The organism is Pseudomonas sp. LA5, from assembly GCF_028640825.1.
Taxonomy (GTDB): domain Bacteria; phylum Pseudomonadota; class Gammaproteobacteria; order Pseudomonadales; family Pseudomonadaceae; genus Chryseomonas; species Chryseomonas aestiva.
This window is the reverse complement of record NZ_JAQYZY010000020.1, coordinates 14032-28064: the sequence shown is the minus strand read 5'-3', so window position 1 is coordinate 28064 and position 14033 is coordinate 14032. Positions and strand designations below refer to the sequence as shown.

The following is a 14033-nucleotide window of genomic DNA, read 5'->3' as shown; positions in this document are numbered from 1 at the left end:
ATCCGCGGTCTCGCGCTCAAATCACTCGAAACGGGGAACGACGTTGGCCTTGTCGATCATCTCGATGGGCAGCAGATACTCATGCTCGTCCACCTGCACCACGACGTCCTGGTCTTCCACACCGCGCAGCAAACCCTGGAAATTACGTCGCCCTTCGAAGGGCGACCGAAGTTTGACCTTGACCTGTTCACCGAGGTGGGCAGCGAATTGCTCCAGGGTAAACAGCGGTCTATCCATACCGGGGGAAGACACCTCAAGGGTGTATTCATTGGTGATCGGATCTTCCACATCGAGTACGCCACTTACCTGGCGACTGACAGCCTCGCAATCTTCGACGAGAATGCCGTTGGGATGATCGATGTAGACACGCAGTAGCGAATGCCGCCCTTGGGAGATGTACTCGACACCCCAGCAGACATAGCCAAGCGCCTCGACGACGGGGGCCAGCAAGGCCTGCAACTGTTCTAGCTTGCTCGACACCTGGTTGCCTCGCGTTTTTTGAGAATAAAAAATGGGCATTACGCCCATCCCTAAGAGGTCTGCGCAAGAAAGCGCGACCCGAACTGTCCAGCCAACAAAAAGCCCCTAAAAAGGGGCTTTAAATAACTGGTTGCGGGGGCTGGATTTGAACCAACGACCTTCGGGTTATGAGCCCGACGAGCTACCAGACTGCTCCACCCCGCGTCAAAGCTGGAGCGAGATTATATTCAACTGAACTCTAGGAGTCAACCTACTCTATTCTCGCCGCGTCCTGCAGGACGTCTTTGCTATTTGGTGCCGAAGATGGGACTCGAACCCATACAGCCTATGGCCACTACCCCCTCAAGATAGCGTGTCTACCAATTCCACCACTTCGGCATGAAACCGTTTAAACCTACTTGGACTCCTGGGGCACGTCCCCGGAAGTACCACCCTGGGCAGCACGTGGCTGGCTCAGAGGAACATCGTTACCATCCTGCTTCGGCTGAGGAGCCTGCTGGACTGGCTGAGTGGGCAGACCCACCTCACGCAGACCCAGCGCACGGTCTTTGGCGTAATACCCCAGACCCAGGCTAGTCGCGAAAAAAACCGCGGCTAGTATAGCAGTAAAACGACTCAGAAAGGTAGCAGAACCTTGACTACCAAACACGGTACCCGAGGCGCCCGCACCAAAGGATGCACCGGCTTCGGCACCCTTGCCCTGCTGCATCAATACCAGCACGATCAGGCCAAGCGCCATCAGCAAGTGGATCACAACTACTGCAGTTTCCAACATTATCCACGTCCTGCAGCGCGGCAAATCGCACTGAACTCTTCAGCATTCAGGGAGGCTCCACCCACCAACCCCCCATCAATATCCGGCATGCCGAACAACTCGGCAGCACTGGCAGCCTTGACACTGCCGCCATACAGCAGCTGAAGGCCATCAGCGACCTCAGCATCGGCTTCGCGCACCAAGGCACGAATCGCCGCATGAACCTCTTGCGCCTGCTCCGGCGTTGCCGTGAGCCCCGTACCTATCGCCCAGACCGGCTCGTAGGCCACGACGGCATTGGCAAAAGCTGCCACTCCAACCACCTCGATGACCGCCTTCAGCTGGCCACCTACCACGTCCAAAGTGCGCTCAGCCTCCCGCTCTTCACGGGTTTCGCCGACGCAGAGCACGGGAATCATCCCGCCCTCCTGAATGGCCGCGAATTTCTTCGCCACCACCGCATCATCCTCGCCCAGCAGTGCACGCCGCTCGGAGTGCCCCACCAGTACGTAACGGCAACCGAATTCTGCCAACTGGGTCGAGGACACCTCGCCAGTCAGAGCCCTCTCACCCGCGACGGAGGCACAAGTCTGAGCCCCCACCATCAGCGACGTTGCCGCCAGCGCTTCAGCCACCCCCGGCAGATGCACCAATGTCGGAATCACCACGACATCAACACCCGCTGCGCCATCCAACCCTTTCAAGCCTGCGACCAGCGCCGACACGCCTTGCAGCGAGCCATGCATTTTCCAGTTACCGGCAACCAGGGAACGACGCATGCGTTTTACCTCAGGGAGCGAAGTGGGCGCAGATGTTACTCAATCGAAAACAGGCATGCAAGCAAATCAAGCACATACCTCGCTTATCAGCTCGGCGAGGGCCTCGGCATGGGCGCGCACCTCGCGCTCGTTCTCGCCTTCGACCATGACGCGCAGCAGCGGCTCGGTACCGGATTTGCGCAGCAGTACCCGTCCCTTGCCGGCCATCTTCTCGGTGACCTCGGCACTGGCCTGCTTGACCCGCGGGTTCTCCAAGGGATCCTGGCCGCCACCGAACCTCACGTTTATCAGCACCTGTGGGCACTTGCGCAGCGCCATGCGCGCCTGGGCCAGGGTCTGGCCGGCATTGCGCAGGGCGATGAGCACCTGCAGCGCGGCGATGGTGGCGTCGCCGGTGGTGGTGTACTGGCAACAGACCACATGCCCGGAATTCTCGCCGCCCAGCACCCAGTTGCGCTCCAGCAGCTCGGCCATCACATAGCGATCGCCTACCTTGGCGCGCACGAAGGGAATATCCAGTTCGGCCAGCCCCAGCTCGAGACCGAGATTGCTCATCAGGGTACCGACCACCCCACCCTCGAGGCGACCACGACGCTTGAGATCGCGGGCGATCAGATAGAGCAGCTCATCGCCATCCACTGCCGCTCCGGTGTGATCCACCATCAGCACTCGATCACCGTCGCCGTCGAAGGCGATGCCGATGTCGGCGTGCTGGTCGAGCACCGCCTGTTGCAGCCCCTCCAGATGGGTGGAACCGCAATCCTTGTTGATATTGAGACCGTCCGGCTGCACCCCGAGCACGCTGACATCAGCTCCGAGCTCACGGAAGACGCTGGGTGCGATCTTGTAGGTAGCGCCATTGGCGCAGTCCAGCACGATCTTCATACCGGCGAAACTGGTCCCGGTCGGCACGCTGCTCTTGCAGAATTCGATGTAACGACCCGCGGCATCGTTGATGCGCGAGACCTTGCCGATACGCGCCGAGTCGACCACGGTCATGGGCGTGTCGAGCAGCTCCTCGATCATGGTTTCCAGTTCATCGGGCAGCTTGGTGCCGGCGCCGGAAAAGAACTTGATGCCATTGTCGTAGTAGGGATTGTGCGAAGCACTGATAACGATGCCGGCGCTGGCCTGGAAGGTCCGCGTCAGATAGGCGATACCCGGCGTCGGCATGGGACCCAGCAGCATAACGTCGGCACCGGCAGCGGAAAGACCGGCTTCCAGTGCCGATTCGAACATGTAGCCGGAGTTGCGGGTGTCCTTGCCCACCAGCACTCGACAACCGCCGCGACTGCGAAAGGCGATACCCGCCGCCCAGCCCAGCTTGAGCATGAACTCGGGGGTGATGGGATACGTTCCGACCTTGCCGCGAATACCATCGGTTCCAAAATACTTTCTTGCCATCAGTTCTGTTCCTGCCTGAAGCCTTCGACCGCGGTGATCATCTTCACCGCGTCCACCGTTTCCGCCACATCATGGACCCTGAGGATCTGCGCACCCTTGGCCAGCGCCAGCGCCGCCAGAGCCAGACCGCCTGCCAGGCGTCCCTCTACGGGTCGCCCGGTAACCGCGCCGATCATGCTCTTGCGAGAAACGCCCACCAGCAAGGGTAGCCCAAAGGCGAGCAACTCGGTTTGTCGTCTGAACAGCTCGAGGTTGTGCTCCAGGGTCTTGGCAAAGCCATAGCCCGGATCCAGCACCAGCCGCCCGCGGCAGATCCCGGCCGCTTCGCAACGGGCAATCTGCTCGGCGAGAAAGGCGCCGACTTCGCCGGCGACGTCAGCATAGACGGGCGCCTGCTGCATGGTGCCGGGCTCGCCCCGCATGTGCATCAGGCAGACCGCCAGATCGGTCGCGGCGGCAGCTTCCAGGGCGCCGGGCCGGCGCAGCGAGCGGACATCATTGATCAGACCGGCCCCTGCCTGAGCACCTTCCCGCATGACTACCGGCGAGGAGGTGTCCATGGAGATGACGACATCCAGCTCTCGGGCGATCGCCTCGACCACCGGCACGACACGCTCGAGCTCCTCGACCTCGGACACTGGGGGCGCCCCTGGTCGCGTGGACTCTCCACCCACATCGATGATGGCAGCACCGGCCGTCATCATCGCCTCGGCATGGCGCAACGCGCTGTCGACAGCCGTATAGCGACCGCCGTCGGAGAAGGAATCTGGCGTCACGTTGAGGATGCCCATGACTTTGGGCGCGTCAAAAACAAGAACCCGATTGCCGCAAGGCAATCGGGTCGAAGGGAACGGATTGAACATGGGTGTTTCAGTGTTCTCCGGCCGGACCACCGATGGGTGTTTCAGGACGATCGCTACCGCTTTGCGGTGCCGGCGAATCACCGGTAGGACCACCCCGGTCATGCCAGTCGCGCGGCTCACGCGGCACCTTGCCCGCCATGATGTCGTCGATCTGGTCCGAATCGATGGTCTCGTACTTCATCAGGGCATCGGACATGAGTTCGAGCTTGTCGCGATTCTCGTCCAGCAGGCGCTTGGCAGTGTTATAGCAGTCGTCGATGATGCGACGAATCTCCAGATCGATCAGCTTGGCGGTCTCTCCCGACATGTTGCCGGCGCCACTACCCCCCGAACGACCCAGGTAGCCTTCGTTCTCTTCCTCACCATACAGCAGCGGACCGAGCTTCTCGGACAGGCCCCACTTGGTCACCATGTTTCGCGCCAGGGAGGTCGCCCGCATGATGTCGTTGGAAGCGCCCGTGGTGACGCCTTCGAAGCCCAGGGTCATCTCTTCGGCGATACGGCCACCGAACAGCGAACAGATCTGGCTTTCCAGCGCCCGCTTGGACAGGCTGTAGCGATCTTCCTCGGGCAGGAACATGGTCACGCCCAGGGCCCGGCCACGGGGAATGATGGAGACCTTGTAGACCGGATCGTGCTCGGGCACCAGGCGACCCACGATGGCATGGCCCGCTTCGTGATAGGCAGTGTTGCGCTTCTCCTTCTCGGACATGACCATGGTCTTGCGCTCGGCGCCCATCATGATCTTGTCCTTGGCCAGCTCGAACTCGCGCATATCAACGGTGCGCTTGTTGGAACGAGCGGCGAACAGGGAGGCCTCATTGACCAGGTTGGCAAGGTCGGCACCGGAGAAACCCGGGGTACCCCGCGCGATGACGCCCGCGTCGACGCGCTCGCCAATCGGCACCTTGCGCATGTGCACCTTGAGGATCTGCTCGCGGCCGCGGATGTCCGGCAGACCGACCACGACCTGGCGGTCGAAACGACCGGGACGCAGCAGTGCCGGGTCCAGTACGTCAGGCCGGTTGGTGGCTGCGATGACGATGATGCCATCGTTCATTTCGAAGCCGTCCATCTCGACCAGCAGCTGGTTCAGGGTCTGCTCGCGCTCGTCGTGACCACCGCCCATGCCATTGCCACGATGGCGACCGACCGCATCGATCTCGTCGATGAAGATGATGCAGGGGGCATGCTTCTTGGCCTGGTCGAACATGTCGCGGACACGGCTGGCGCCGACACCGACGAACATCTCGACGAAGTCCGAGCCGGAAATGGTGAAGAACGGCACCTTGGCCTCGCCTGCCACGGCCTTGGCCAGCAGCGTCTTGCCGGTACCCGGCGAACCGACCATCAGCACACCGCGGGGAATACGCCCGCCGAGGCGCTGGAACTTGCCCGGATCACGCAGGAATTCGACCAGCTCGGTGACTTCTTCCTTGGCTTCGTCGCACCCGGCGACGTCGGCGAAGGTGGTCTTGACCTGGTCTTCCGACAACAGCCGCGCCTTGCTCTTGCCAAAGCTCATGGGGCCGCCGCGACCACCAGCGCCCCCCTGCATCTGGCGCATGAAGAACATGAAGACCGCGATGATCACCAGGATCGGGAAGCTGGCCACCAGCAGCTGAGTCCAGATGCTCTGCTGCTCGGGCTGCTTGCCGGTGATGGTGACGCTGTTGTTCACCAGATCGCCGATCAGGCCATTGTCCTGGATCGCCGGACGGATGGTCTTGAAGGGATCGCCGTCACGATGCTTGCCGGTGATGACATAGCCATCCACGGTCACGCTCTCGATCTGCCCGTCCTTCACCTGCTGGATGAAGTCGGAATAGTTGAGCGTCTGGGGTTCGTTGGGGCTGGAGAAGTTGTTCATCACGGTGACGAGCACCGCGGCGATGATCAGCCACAGGATCAGATTCTTTGCCATGTCGTTCAATTGACTACCCTCTGCGCCGGTTTCGTGGGTAAACCGTTCGAAGCGAAACCGGCAGTGACCGGTAAGTTACTACACAAAGCCTGGCCCACGGCAGACATCGTCTGTAACGCTATATGAGTCTTCTGCCTTTGACTCTAGGGCAAGGCAGACGTTGCGGCCATCAATTCTCTCAATTGCCCCTAAAACCGCGACCCAATAGCTATTGCTGGCGCGATCTGGTCCCGCGACACGGAGAGCCTTGGATCAGCCCGCCGTACTCCGCTCGCTCATATGGGGGCCAGGACGGAAATAACAAGGCCTCCCGCCGGACACCTGGTATCTGGCCCTGCGAACTGCCCAGGCAGGTCCCCCGGGTGGCTTGCTTCCAGCCGCGAGTCCATCCACTACGGTCATGCCTCACAGTGACCTGACGCCTGCGCTCTTGGCGGTATCCCTTGAGCCGGCGAGACCGGTTCTGTCGGGGGCCACCGTCACGTTGTCGCGTATCGCTGGGCGGCACCGGGCAGCTGGGATAAACTGTTCGGCTTTTATCCGGGGTGAATTATGGCGCTCAACAACGAGCTCAAAAAGCGGTTCAAGGCGATCGGTCATCAACTCAAGCCGGTGGTCACCATCAGCGAGAACGGCCTGAGCGAAGGCGTACTGGGTGAACTCGACCGCGCGCTGAACGATCACGAACTGATCAAGATCAAGCTGGCCGTCACCGAGCGTGATGACCGCCGGGCCCTGATCGACGAGCTGTGCGCGTCGAGCAAGGCGGAGCTGGTGCAGGTGATCGGCAAGATGGCGCTGATCTATCGCAAGGCCCGCGAGCAGAATCGCAATCTGTCCAACGTGGTGCGCTACACCGCCTGATTGCCCGGCGCGCGCCCGGGAACGGGCTGCAGCACCAGGATCAGTCCGCAGAGCAGCAGAACCAGGTAGCCGGCCAAGGCGGTCGGCCCGGTCCAGAAGCGTGCCAGTTCGTTCTGCAGCAGCACCGCCAGTGCACTGGCCAGCAGCAGCTGGCCGCGCAGGTCACGCCACAAGGCGCCCACACCTGCCCACCACACCAGCACCACGATCTGGGTAAAGACCCCACCGCCTGCGGCGCTGAGCATCATGCGTAGCAATTCTTCGCGTCCGGACTGGATCAGCAGCGGCGCCCAGCCCGCCTGGGCCAGCGCCACGGGGATGCACAGGTGCAGGGCGACCAGCGGGCCGACCCAGAACACCTGGGCCAGCTGCCAGGCGGCGGCGAGCAGCCTGGCGAGCCAGCCGCCGGCGCGGTGATCAGACGTGACGGACGGCGACAATTTCGTATTCGACATTGCCACCCGGGGTCTTCACCACCACCACATCCCCTTCTTCCTTGCCGATCAGCGCGCGCGCGATGGGCGAACCCACCGACAGCTTGCTCTGCTTGATATCCGCCTCGTCGTCACCAACGATCTGGTAGGTCACCGTCTCGTCAGTCTCGGTGTTAGCGATTTCCACGGTGGTGCCGAAGATCACCTTGCCGGTGTGCGGCAAGGCGGCCACGTCGATCACCTGAGCGTTCTGCAGGCGACCTTCGATATCGCGGATACGCGCCTCGACCATACCCTGCTGCTCACGGGCGGCATGGTATTCGGCGTTCTCCTTGAGGTCACCCAGCTCGCGCGCCTCGGCGATGGCCTGGGTGATCTGCGGGCGTAGCTCGGTCTTGAGATGCTTGAGTTCGTCTTCCAGGGCGCGAGCGCCCTGGACGGTCATCGGGTACTTGGTCATGCCTTCACTCCTGCATGCAGATCTTGCAGACGGCGCACGGTCTTCTCGGCGCCGAATTTCAAAGCTTCGCAAATGGCCTGGCCGCCGGCAATGGTGGTGGTGCAGCAGAGCTTGTGCTGCAGCGCGTTGCGGCGGATCGAATAGGAATCGGCGATGGACTGCCGGCCTTCGGTGGTGTTGATGATCAGGGTGACCTCGTCATTCTTGATCATGTCGACCACGTGGGGACGGCCTTCGGTCACCTTGTTCACGCGGCGCACCGGCAGGCCGGCTGCCTCGATCACCCGCGCGGTACCGGCGGTGGCCACGACCTCGAAGCCGAGGCCGACCAGATCGCGGGCGACCTGCACGGCTTCGGGCTTGTCATCGTCCCGCACACTGATGAAGGCGCAACCGGAATTCGGCAGGATCTCGTTGGCGCCCAGCTGGGCCTTGGCGAAGGCTTCGCCGAAGCTGTCGCCGACCCCCATCACCTCGCCGGTGGACTTCATTTCCGGGCCGAGGATGGGGTCGACGCCGGGGAACTTGTTGAAGGGGAACACCGCTTCCTTGACGCTGAAGAACGGCGGGATGATCTCCTGGGTGAAGCCCACCTCGGCCAGGGTCTTGCCAGCCATGACCCGGGCGGCCACCTTGGCCAGGGACTCGCCGATGCACTTGGAGACGAAGGGCACGGTACGGGAAGCGCGCGGGTTGACCTCGATGACGTAGATGTCTTCACCCTGCACGGCCATCTGCACGTTCATCAGACCGATTACGCCAAGTTCCAGGGCCATCTTTTTGACCTGCTCGCGGATCTCGTCCTGGATGTGCTTGGGCAGCGAATAGGGCGGCAGCGAACAGGCGGAGTCACCGGAGTGCACGCCGGCCTGTTCGATGTGCTGCATGATGGCGCCGATCACCACGGTCTTGCCGTCGCACACCGCATCCACGTCCACCTCGATGGCGCAGTTGAGGAAGTGGTCGAGCAGCACGGGACTGTCGTTGGACACCTTCACCGCTTCGCGCATGTAGCGCTTGAGCTCTTCTTCCTGGTAGACGATTTCCATCGCCCGGCCGCCCAGCACGTAGGAGGGACGGACCACCATCGGATAGCCGATGTTCTTGGACAGGGCCAGGGCCTCGTCTTCACTGCGCGCGGTGGCGTTGGCCGGCTGACGCAGATTCAGACGCTGCACCATCTGCTGGAAGCGCTCGCGGTCTTCGGCGCGGTCGATGGCGTCGGGGCTGGTGCCGATGATGGGCACGCCGGCTTCTTCCAGGGCGCGGCAGAGCTTGAGCGGGGTCTGGCCGCCGTACTGGACGATGACGCCCTTGGGCTGCTCGACGCGAACGATCTCCAGCACGTCCTCCAGGGTCACCGGCTCGAAGAACAGGCGGTCGGAGGTGTCGTAGTCGGTGGAGACGGTTTCCGGGTTGCAGTTGACCATGATGGTCTCGTAGCCGTCTTCACGCATGGCCAGGGCCGCGTGCACGCAGCAGTAGTCGAACTCGATGCCCTGGCCGATGCGGTTGGGACCGCCGCCGAGGATCATGATCTTGTCGCGACCGCTGGGCTTGGCCTCGCACTCTTCCTCGTAGGTGGAGTAGAGGTAGGCGGTGTCGGTGGCGAATTCGGCGGCGCAGGTGTCCACCCGCTTGTATACCGGCAGCACCTTGAGCTTGTGGCGATGGGCCCGCAGGTTCTTCTCGGTGACGCCGAGCAGCTTGGCCAGCCGCGCATCGGAGAAGCCCTTGCGCTTGAGCTTGCGCATCAGGTCGTAGTCGAGGTCGGCCAGGCCCAGGGTCTTGATGCGCTCCTCGTCCTTGATCAGGTCTTCGATCTGCACCAGGAACCAGGGATCGATACGCGTCAGTTCGAAGACCTTGTCCAGGCTGTAGCCCTGACGGAAGGCGTCGCCGATGTACCAGATGCGATCGGCACCGGGCACGGTCAGCTCGCGCTTGAGGGTGCTGTCGGCCTCGGGATCGGTCGGGTCCAGCTTGGGATCGAAGCCGACCACGCCCACTTCCAGACCGCGCAGGGCTTTCTGCAGGGATTCCTGGAAGGTACGGCCGATGGACATGACCTCGCCCACGGATTTCATCTGGGTGGTCAGACGGGCGTCGGCCTTGGGGAATTTCTCGAAGGCGAAGCGCGGGATCTTGGTGACCACGTAGTCGATGGCCGGCTCGAAGGACGCCGGGGTACGACCGCCGGTGATGTCGTTCTGCAGCTCGTCCAGGGTGTAGCCGACCGCCAGCTTGGCGGCGATCTTGGCGATGGGGAAGCCGGTGGCCTTGGAGGCCAGCGCCGAGGAACGCGACACCCGCGGATTCATCTCGATCACCACCATGCGCCCGGTGTCCGGGCAGATGCCGAACTGGACGTTGGAGCCGCCGGTCTCGACGCCGATCTCGCGCAGCACCGCCAGGGAGGCGTTGCGCAGGATCTGGTATTCCTTGTCGGTCAGCGTCTGCGCCGGCGCCACGGTGATGGAGTCACCGGTGTGCACGCCCATGGGATCGAAGTTCTCGATGGAGCAGACGATGATGCAGTTGTCCTTCTTGTCACGGACAACCTCCATCTCGTATTCCTTCCAGCCGATCAGGGATTCGTCGATCAGCAGCTCGTTGGTCGGCGACAGGTCCAGACCGCGATTGCAGATCTCTTCGAATTCCTCCCGGTTGTAGGCAATGCCGCCACCGGTGCCGCCCATGGTGAAGGACGGCCGAATGATGCAGGGGAAGCCGACCTTCTCCAGCACGCCGTAGGCTTCTTCCATGCTGTGGGCGATGCCCGAGACCGGACAGGCCAGACCGATGTCCTTCATGGCCTTGTCGAAGCGCGAGCGATCCTCGGCCTTGTCGATGGTATCGGCGTTGGCGCCGATCATCTCGACGCCGAACTTCGCCAGCACGCCATGGCGCTCCAGATCCAGGGCGCAGTTCAGTGCGGTCTGGCCACCCATGGTCGGCAGCAGGGCGTCGGGGCGCTCCTTCTCGATGATCTTGGCCACGGTGGCCCACTTGATCGGCTCGATGTAGGTGGCGTCGGCCATCGACGGGTCGGTCATGATGGTGGCCGGATTGGAGTTCACCAGGATGACGCGGAAGCCTTCCTCGCGCAGGGCCTTGCAGGCCTGGGCGCCGGAATAGTCGAATTCGCAGGCCTGGCCGATGACGATGGGGCCGGCCCCGAGGATCAGGATGCTCTTGATGTCTGTACGCTTAGGCATGGGCTTCTCGAATGCAGGTAATCAGGTCAGGGTCGCGGTGGCCAACTTCACACCGAACCCCACGAACAGGGCGCCGACGCCACCGGTGGCGCCCGCGCTGAGGCGACGCCGCTGACGGAACCAGGCCGCCAGGCGAACGCCGCAGAAAATCAGGAACGACAGGTAGCAGAAGCTGATGGCTTCCAGGACCGCGCCCAGCACCAGAAAGGACAGCGCCGGATGGGCGTAACCGGGGTCCACGAACTGGATGAAGAAGGAGACGAAGAACAGGATCGCCTTCGGGTTCGACAGACTCAGCAGCAGGGCCTTGCGGAACGGCTGGTGGACGTCTTCGCGCAGGGTCGCCTCGGCCTGGCCCTGGGCCGGGCTGCGCCAGGACTTGAGTCCGCCGCGCAACATGCCCCAGCCGAGGTAGAACAGATAGGCCGCGCCCAGATACTTGAGGATCTGGAAGAACAGTGGCTCGGCCTTGAGCAGCGAGGCGACGCCCAGGGCGGAGAGCAGCATCAGCACGGCGTCACCGAGGAACACCGCGGAAGCCGCCTGGTAACCGCTGCGGATACCGCGCTGGGCGCTGGTGGCAAGCACGAAGAAGGAGTTGGGGCCGGGCAGCAGGATGACGAACAGGGTCCCGACCACGTAGGTCCAGAAGTCGATGACACCCAGATTCGCCAGCATGAGCCTTACCCTCCTTCCGTCTTAGCGGCGTGCCGCCATGGCCTGGATGAACTTGTCGAACAGCGGTGCCACGTCGTGCGGACCAGGGCTCGCCTCGGGGTGACCCTGGAAGCTGAAGGCGACCTTGTCGGTACGCTCGATGCCCTGCAGGGTGCCGTCGAACAGCGACTTGTGGGTGGCCCGCACATTGGCCGGCAGACTGGCCTCGTCCACGGCGAAACCGTGGTTCTGGCTGGTGATCATCACCACGCCGCTGTCGAGATCCTGCACCGGATGGTTGGCGCCGTGGTGACCATTGGGCATCTTCACCGTCTTGGCGCCGGAAGCCAGGGCCAGCAACTGGTGGCCCAGGCAGATGCCGAACACCGGAATCTCGGTTTCCAGGACGTCCTGGATCGCCTTGATGGCGTAGTCGCAGGGCTCGGGATCGCCCGGGCCATTGGCCAGGAAGACACCGTCGGGCTGCAGCGCCAGGGCTTCGCTGGCCGGGGTCTGGGCCGGCAGCACGGTGATGCGACAGCCGCGGGCCACCAGCATGCGCAGGATGTTCAGCTTGACGCCGTAGTCGAAGGCCACCACGTGATAGGGCAGCTGTTCGGCCGGGATCTCGGCGTGGCTGTCGGTCTCCAGCGACCAGACGCTGGAACGCCATTCGTAGCGTTCCTTGACGCTGACTTCCTTGGCCAGGTCCATGCCCTTGAGGCCGGGGAAGGCGCGGGCCAGTTCCAGGGCGCGCTCTTCGGTGGCGTCTTCGCCGGTGAGGATGCAGCCATCCTGGGCGCCCTTCTCGCGGAGGATGCGGGTCAGTCGACGGGTGTCGATGCCGGCGATGGCGATGGTGCCGTTTTCCCTGAGATAGTCCGGCAGCAACTGCTTGTTGCGCCAGTTGCTGGCCAGCAGCGGCAGGTCACGGATGATCAGTCCGGCGGACCAGACCTGGGCGGCCTCGCCATCCTGCGGCGTGGTGCCGGTGTTGCCGATGTGCGGATAGGTCAGGGTGACGATCTGCTTCGCATAGGAAGGATCGGTCAGGATTTCCTGGTAGCCGGTCATGGCGGTGTTGAACACCACTTCGCCGACCGTGTGGCCGTCGGCACCGATGGATTCACCGCGAAAGATGCTGCCATCGGCAAGTGCGAGTATGGCTGGCTTAGTCAAGAAGACCTCCGAAAATCAAGCCTTGGCGGGCAAACGCAGGGTGCAAAAAAACGGGATGACATCTCGAAGAGTCATCCCGTTTTAATGTTGTTATTTCATTCTGCGCTAGCTTTTAGTGGATACACTAAAGCTGCATTGTACAGGAATTGATCACGGCTGGCACCCCCGCGAGCGGTTCAGCGCAACTCCAGCACGTCCTGCATGTCATATAGCGCCGGTTGTTTGTCCTTGAGCCAGAGGGCTGCGCGTACGGCGCCCTTGGCGAAGGTCATGCGACTGGACGCCTTGTGGGTGATCTCGACCCGCTCGCCTTCACTGGCGAACAGCACCGTGTGATCGCCCACCACGTCGCCGGCACGTACGGTGGCGAAGCCGATGGTCTGGCGATCGCGGGCACCGGTCTGGCCTTCCCGGCCATAGACGGCCACTTCTTCCAGATCACGACCCAGCGCCTGGGCAACGACCTCGCCCATGCGCAGGGCAGTACCCGAGGGCGCATCGACCTTGTGCCTGTGGTGCGCCTCGATGATCTCGATATCGACCTCGTCACCCAGCACCCGGGCAGCGGTATCCAGCAACTTGAGACAGAGATTGACGCCGACGCTGAAGTTGGCCGCGAAGACGATGGGGATTTCCTTGCTGGCCTCCAGCAGGGTCAGCTTCTGCTCGGCGGTGAAGCCGGTGGTGCCGATCACCATGGCCTTCTTCGCCTTGCGGCAGAGCGCCAGATTCTGCAGAGTCACATTGGGGTGGGTGAAGTCGATGACGACATCGAAATCATCCAGCACCCGCGCCAGGTCACCCGACAGCATCACCCCGTTACGGCCGATGCCGGCGAGCTCGCCCGCGTCGGCACCCACTAGGCTGCTCTCGGGACGATCCACCGCGGCGGTAAGGCCGGCAGCGCCCTGGGTCTGCTGGACCGCTTCGATCAGGGTCTTGCCCATGCGCCCCGCGGCGCCCATTACAGCTATACGTCGCATCATCAGCTCCAGGCTGCTGGCCGGGCGCCGCCTC

The 14033-nt window shown here is 62.9% G+C and carries 13 protein-coding genes and 2 tRNA genes; 1 reads left to right on the top strand and 14 read right to left on the bottom strand.

Features of this window, described 5'->3' with window-relative positions; genetic code table 11:
• Nucleotides 1–21: 21 nt before the first annotated feature.
• The 8 genes from rimP to ftsH form a co-directional block, all read right to left on the bottom strand.
• Nucleotides 22–480 (bottom strand): ribosome maturation factor RimP, encoded by a 459-nt coding sequence (gene rimP, locus PVZ72_RS03990; protein ID WP_273861267.1) that lies wholly within the window; start codon nucleotides 478–480, stop codon nucleotides 22–24.
• Nucleotides 481–607: 127 nt separating this feature from the next.
• Nucleotides 608–684 (bottom strand) — tRNA-Met (locus tag PVZ72_RS03985).
• Nucleotides 685–772: 88 nt separating this feature from the next.
• Nucleotides 773–858 (bottom strand) — tRNA-Leu (locus tag PVZ72_RS03980).
• A 16-nt stretch (nucleotides 859–874) separates the two neighbouring features.
• Nucleotides 875–1255 (bottom strand): preprotein translocase subunit SecG, encoded by a 381-nt coding sequence (secG, locus tag PVZ72_RS03975; protein ID WP_133863044.1) that lies wholly within the window; start codon nucleotides 1253–1255, stop codon nucleotides 875–877.
• Nucleotides 1255–2013, bottom strand: coding sequence for a triose-phosphate isomerase (gene tpiA, locus PVZ72_RS03970; protein WP_273861266.1), 759 nt, complete (start codon nucleotides 2011–2013; stop codon nucleotides 1255–1257). The genes secG and tpiA overlap by 1 nt, the downstream gene beginning before the upstream one ends.
• Before the next feature lie 66 nt (nucleotides 2014–2079).
• Nucleotides 2080–3417, bottom strand: a complete 1338-nt coding sequence (gene glmM, locus PVZ72_RS03965; RefSeq protein WP_158893783.1) for a phosphoglucosamine mutase — start codon at nucleotides 3415–3417, stop codon at nucleotides 2080–2082.
• Nucleotides 3417–4280, bottom strand: coding sequence for a dihydropteroate synthase (gene folP / locus PVZ72_RS03960; protein ID WP_187980468.1), 864 nt, complete (start codon nucleotides 4278–4280; stop codon nucleotides 3417–3419). The genes glmM and folP overlap by 1 nt, the downstream gene beginning before the upstream one ends.
• Nucleotides 4281–4287: 7 nt before the next feature.
• On the bottom strand, nucleotides 4288–6204 hold the full coding sequence (gene ftsH, locus PVZ72_RS03955) for an ATP-dependent zinc metalloprotease FtsH (RefSeq protein ID WP_273861265.1): 1917 nt from the start codon (nucleotides 6202–6204) through the stop codon (nucleotides 4288–4290).
• 552 nt (nucleotides 6205–6756) lie between these two features.
• Between ftsH and PVZ72_RS03950 the strand changes: the two genes are divergently transcribed.
• A complete protein-coding gene (locus tag PVZ72_RS03950) occupies nucleotides 6757–7068 on the top strand; it encodes a YhbY family RNA-binding protein (RefSeq protein WP_133863039.1) in 312 nt (103 codons plus the stop codon).
• Here the strand turns inward: PVZ72_RS03950 and PVZ72_RS03945 are convergent.
• The 6 genes from PVZ72_RS03945 to dapB form a co-directional block, all read right to left on the bottom strand.
• Nucleotides 7056–7508 (bottom strand): hypothetical protein, encoded by a 453-nt coding sequence (locus PVZ72_RS03945; protein WP_133863038.1) that lies wholly within the window; start codon nucleotides 7506–7508, stop codon nucleotides 7056–7058. The two genes, PVZ72_RS03950 and PVZ72_RS03945, sit on opposite strands and share 13 nt — an antisense overlap.
• Nucleotides 7486–7962, bottom strand: coding sequence for a transcription elongation factor GreA (gene greA / locus PVZ72_RS03940; RefSeq protein ID WP_133863037.1), 477 nt, complete (start codon nucleotides 7960–7962; stop codon nucleotides 7486–7488). The genes PVZ72_RS03945 and greA overlap by 23 nt, the downstream gene beginning before the upstream one ends.
• Nucleotides 7959–11180 carry a carbamoyl-phosphate synthase large subunit gene (gene carB, locus PVZ72_RS03935; protein ID WP_133863036.1) on the bottom strand — a complete coding sequence of 1074 codons (3222 nt, stop codon included), beginning with the start codon at nucleotides 11178–11180 and terminating at the stop codon, nucleotides 7959–7961. Before carB ends, greA begins: the two co-directional genes overlap by 4 nt.
• A gap of 21 nt (nucleotides 11181–11201) precedes the next feature.
• Entirely contained in the window at nucleotides 11202–11858 is a 657-nt protein-coding gene (gene leuE, locus PVZ72_RS03930) for a leucine efflux protein LeuE (RefSeq protein ID WP_007162660.1), read from the bottom strand.
• Between the two features lie 21 nt (nucleotides 11859–11879).
• Nucleotides 11880–13016 carry a glutamine-hydrolyzing carbamoyl-phosphate synthase small subunit gene (gene carA / locus PVZ72_RS03925; RefSeq protein ID WP_273861264.1) on the bottom strand — a complete coding sequence of 379 codons (1137 nt, stop codon included), beginning with the start codon at nucleotides 13014–13016 and terminating at the stop codon, nucleotides 11880–11882.
• A 176-nt stretch (nucleotides 13017–13192) separates the two neighbouring features.
• Entirely contained in the window at nucleotides 13193–13999 is an 807-nt protein-coding gene (gene dapB / locus PVZ72_RS03920; protein ID WP_133863034.1) for a 4-hydroxy-tetrahydrodipicolinate reductase, read from the bottom strand.
• Nucleotides 14000–14033: the final 34 nt, after the last annotated feature.

Coding starts and splice junctions, on each gene's coding strand:
- secG (WP_133863044.1), bottom strand. CDS start 1,255: ATGTTGGAAACTGCAGTAGTTGTGATCCACTTGCTGATGGCGCTTGGC.
- tpiA (WP_273861266.1), bottom strand. CDS start 2,013: ATGCGTCGTTCCCTGGTTGCCGGTAACTGGAAAATGCATGGCTCGCTG.
- glmM (WP_158893783.1), bottom strand. CDS start 3,417: ATGGCAAGAAAGTATTTTGGAACCGATGGTATTCGCGGCAAGGTCGGA.
- folP (WP_187980468.1), bottom strand. CDS start 4,280: ATGTTCAATCCGTTCCCTTCGACCCGATTGCCTTGCGGCAATCGGGTT.
- ftsH (WP_273861265.1), bottom strand. CDS start 6,204: ATGGCAAAGAATCTGATCCTGTGGCTGATCATCGCCGCGGTGCTCGTC.
- PVZ72_RS03950 (WP_133863039.1), top strand. CDS start 6,757: ATGGCGCTCAACAACGAGCTCAAAAAGCGGTTCAAGGCGATCGGTCAT.
- greA (WP_133863037.1), bottom strand. CDS start 7,962: ATGACCAAGTACCCGATGACCGTCCAGGGCGCTCGCGCCCTGGAAGAC.
- carB (WP_133863036.1), bottom strand. CDS start 11,180: ATGCCTAAGCGTACAGACATCAAGAGCATCCTGATCCTCGGGGCCGGC.
- leuE (WP_007162660.1), bottom strand. CDS start 11,858: ATGCTGGCGAATCTGGGTGTCATCGACTTCTGGACCTACGTGGTCGGG.
- dapB (WP_133863034.1), bottom strand. CDS start 13,999: ATGCGACGTATAGCTGTAATGGGCGCCGCGGGGCGCATGGGCAAGACC.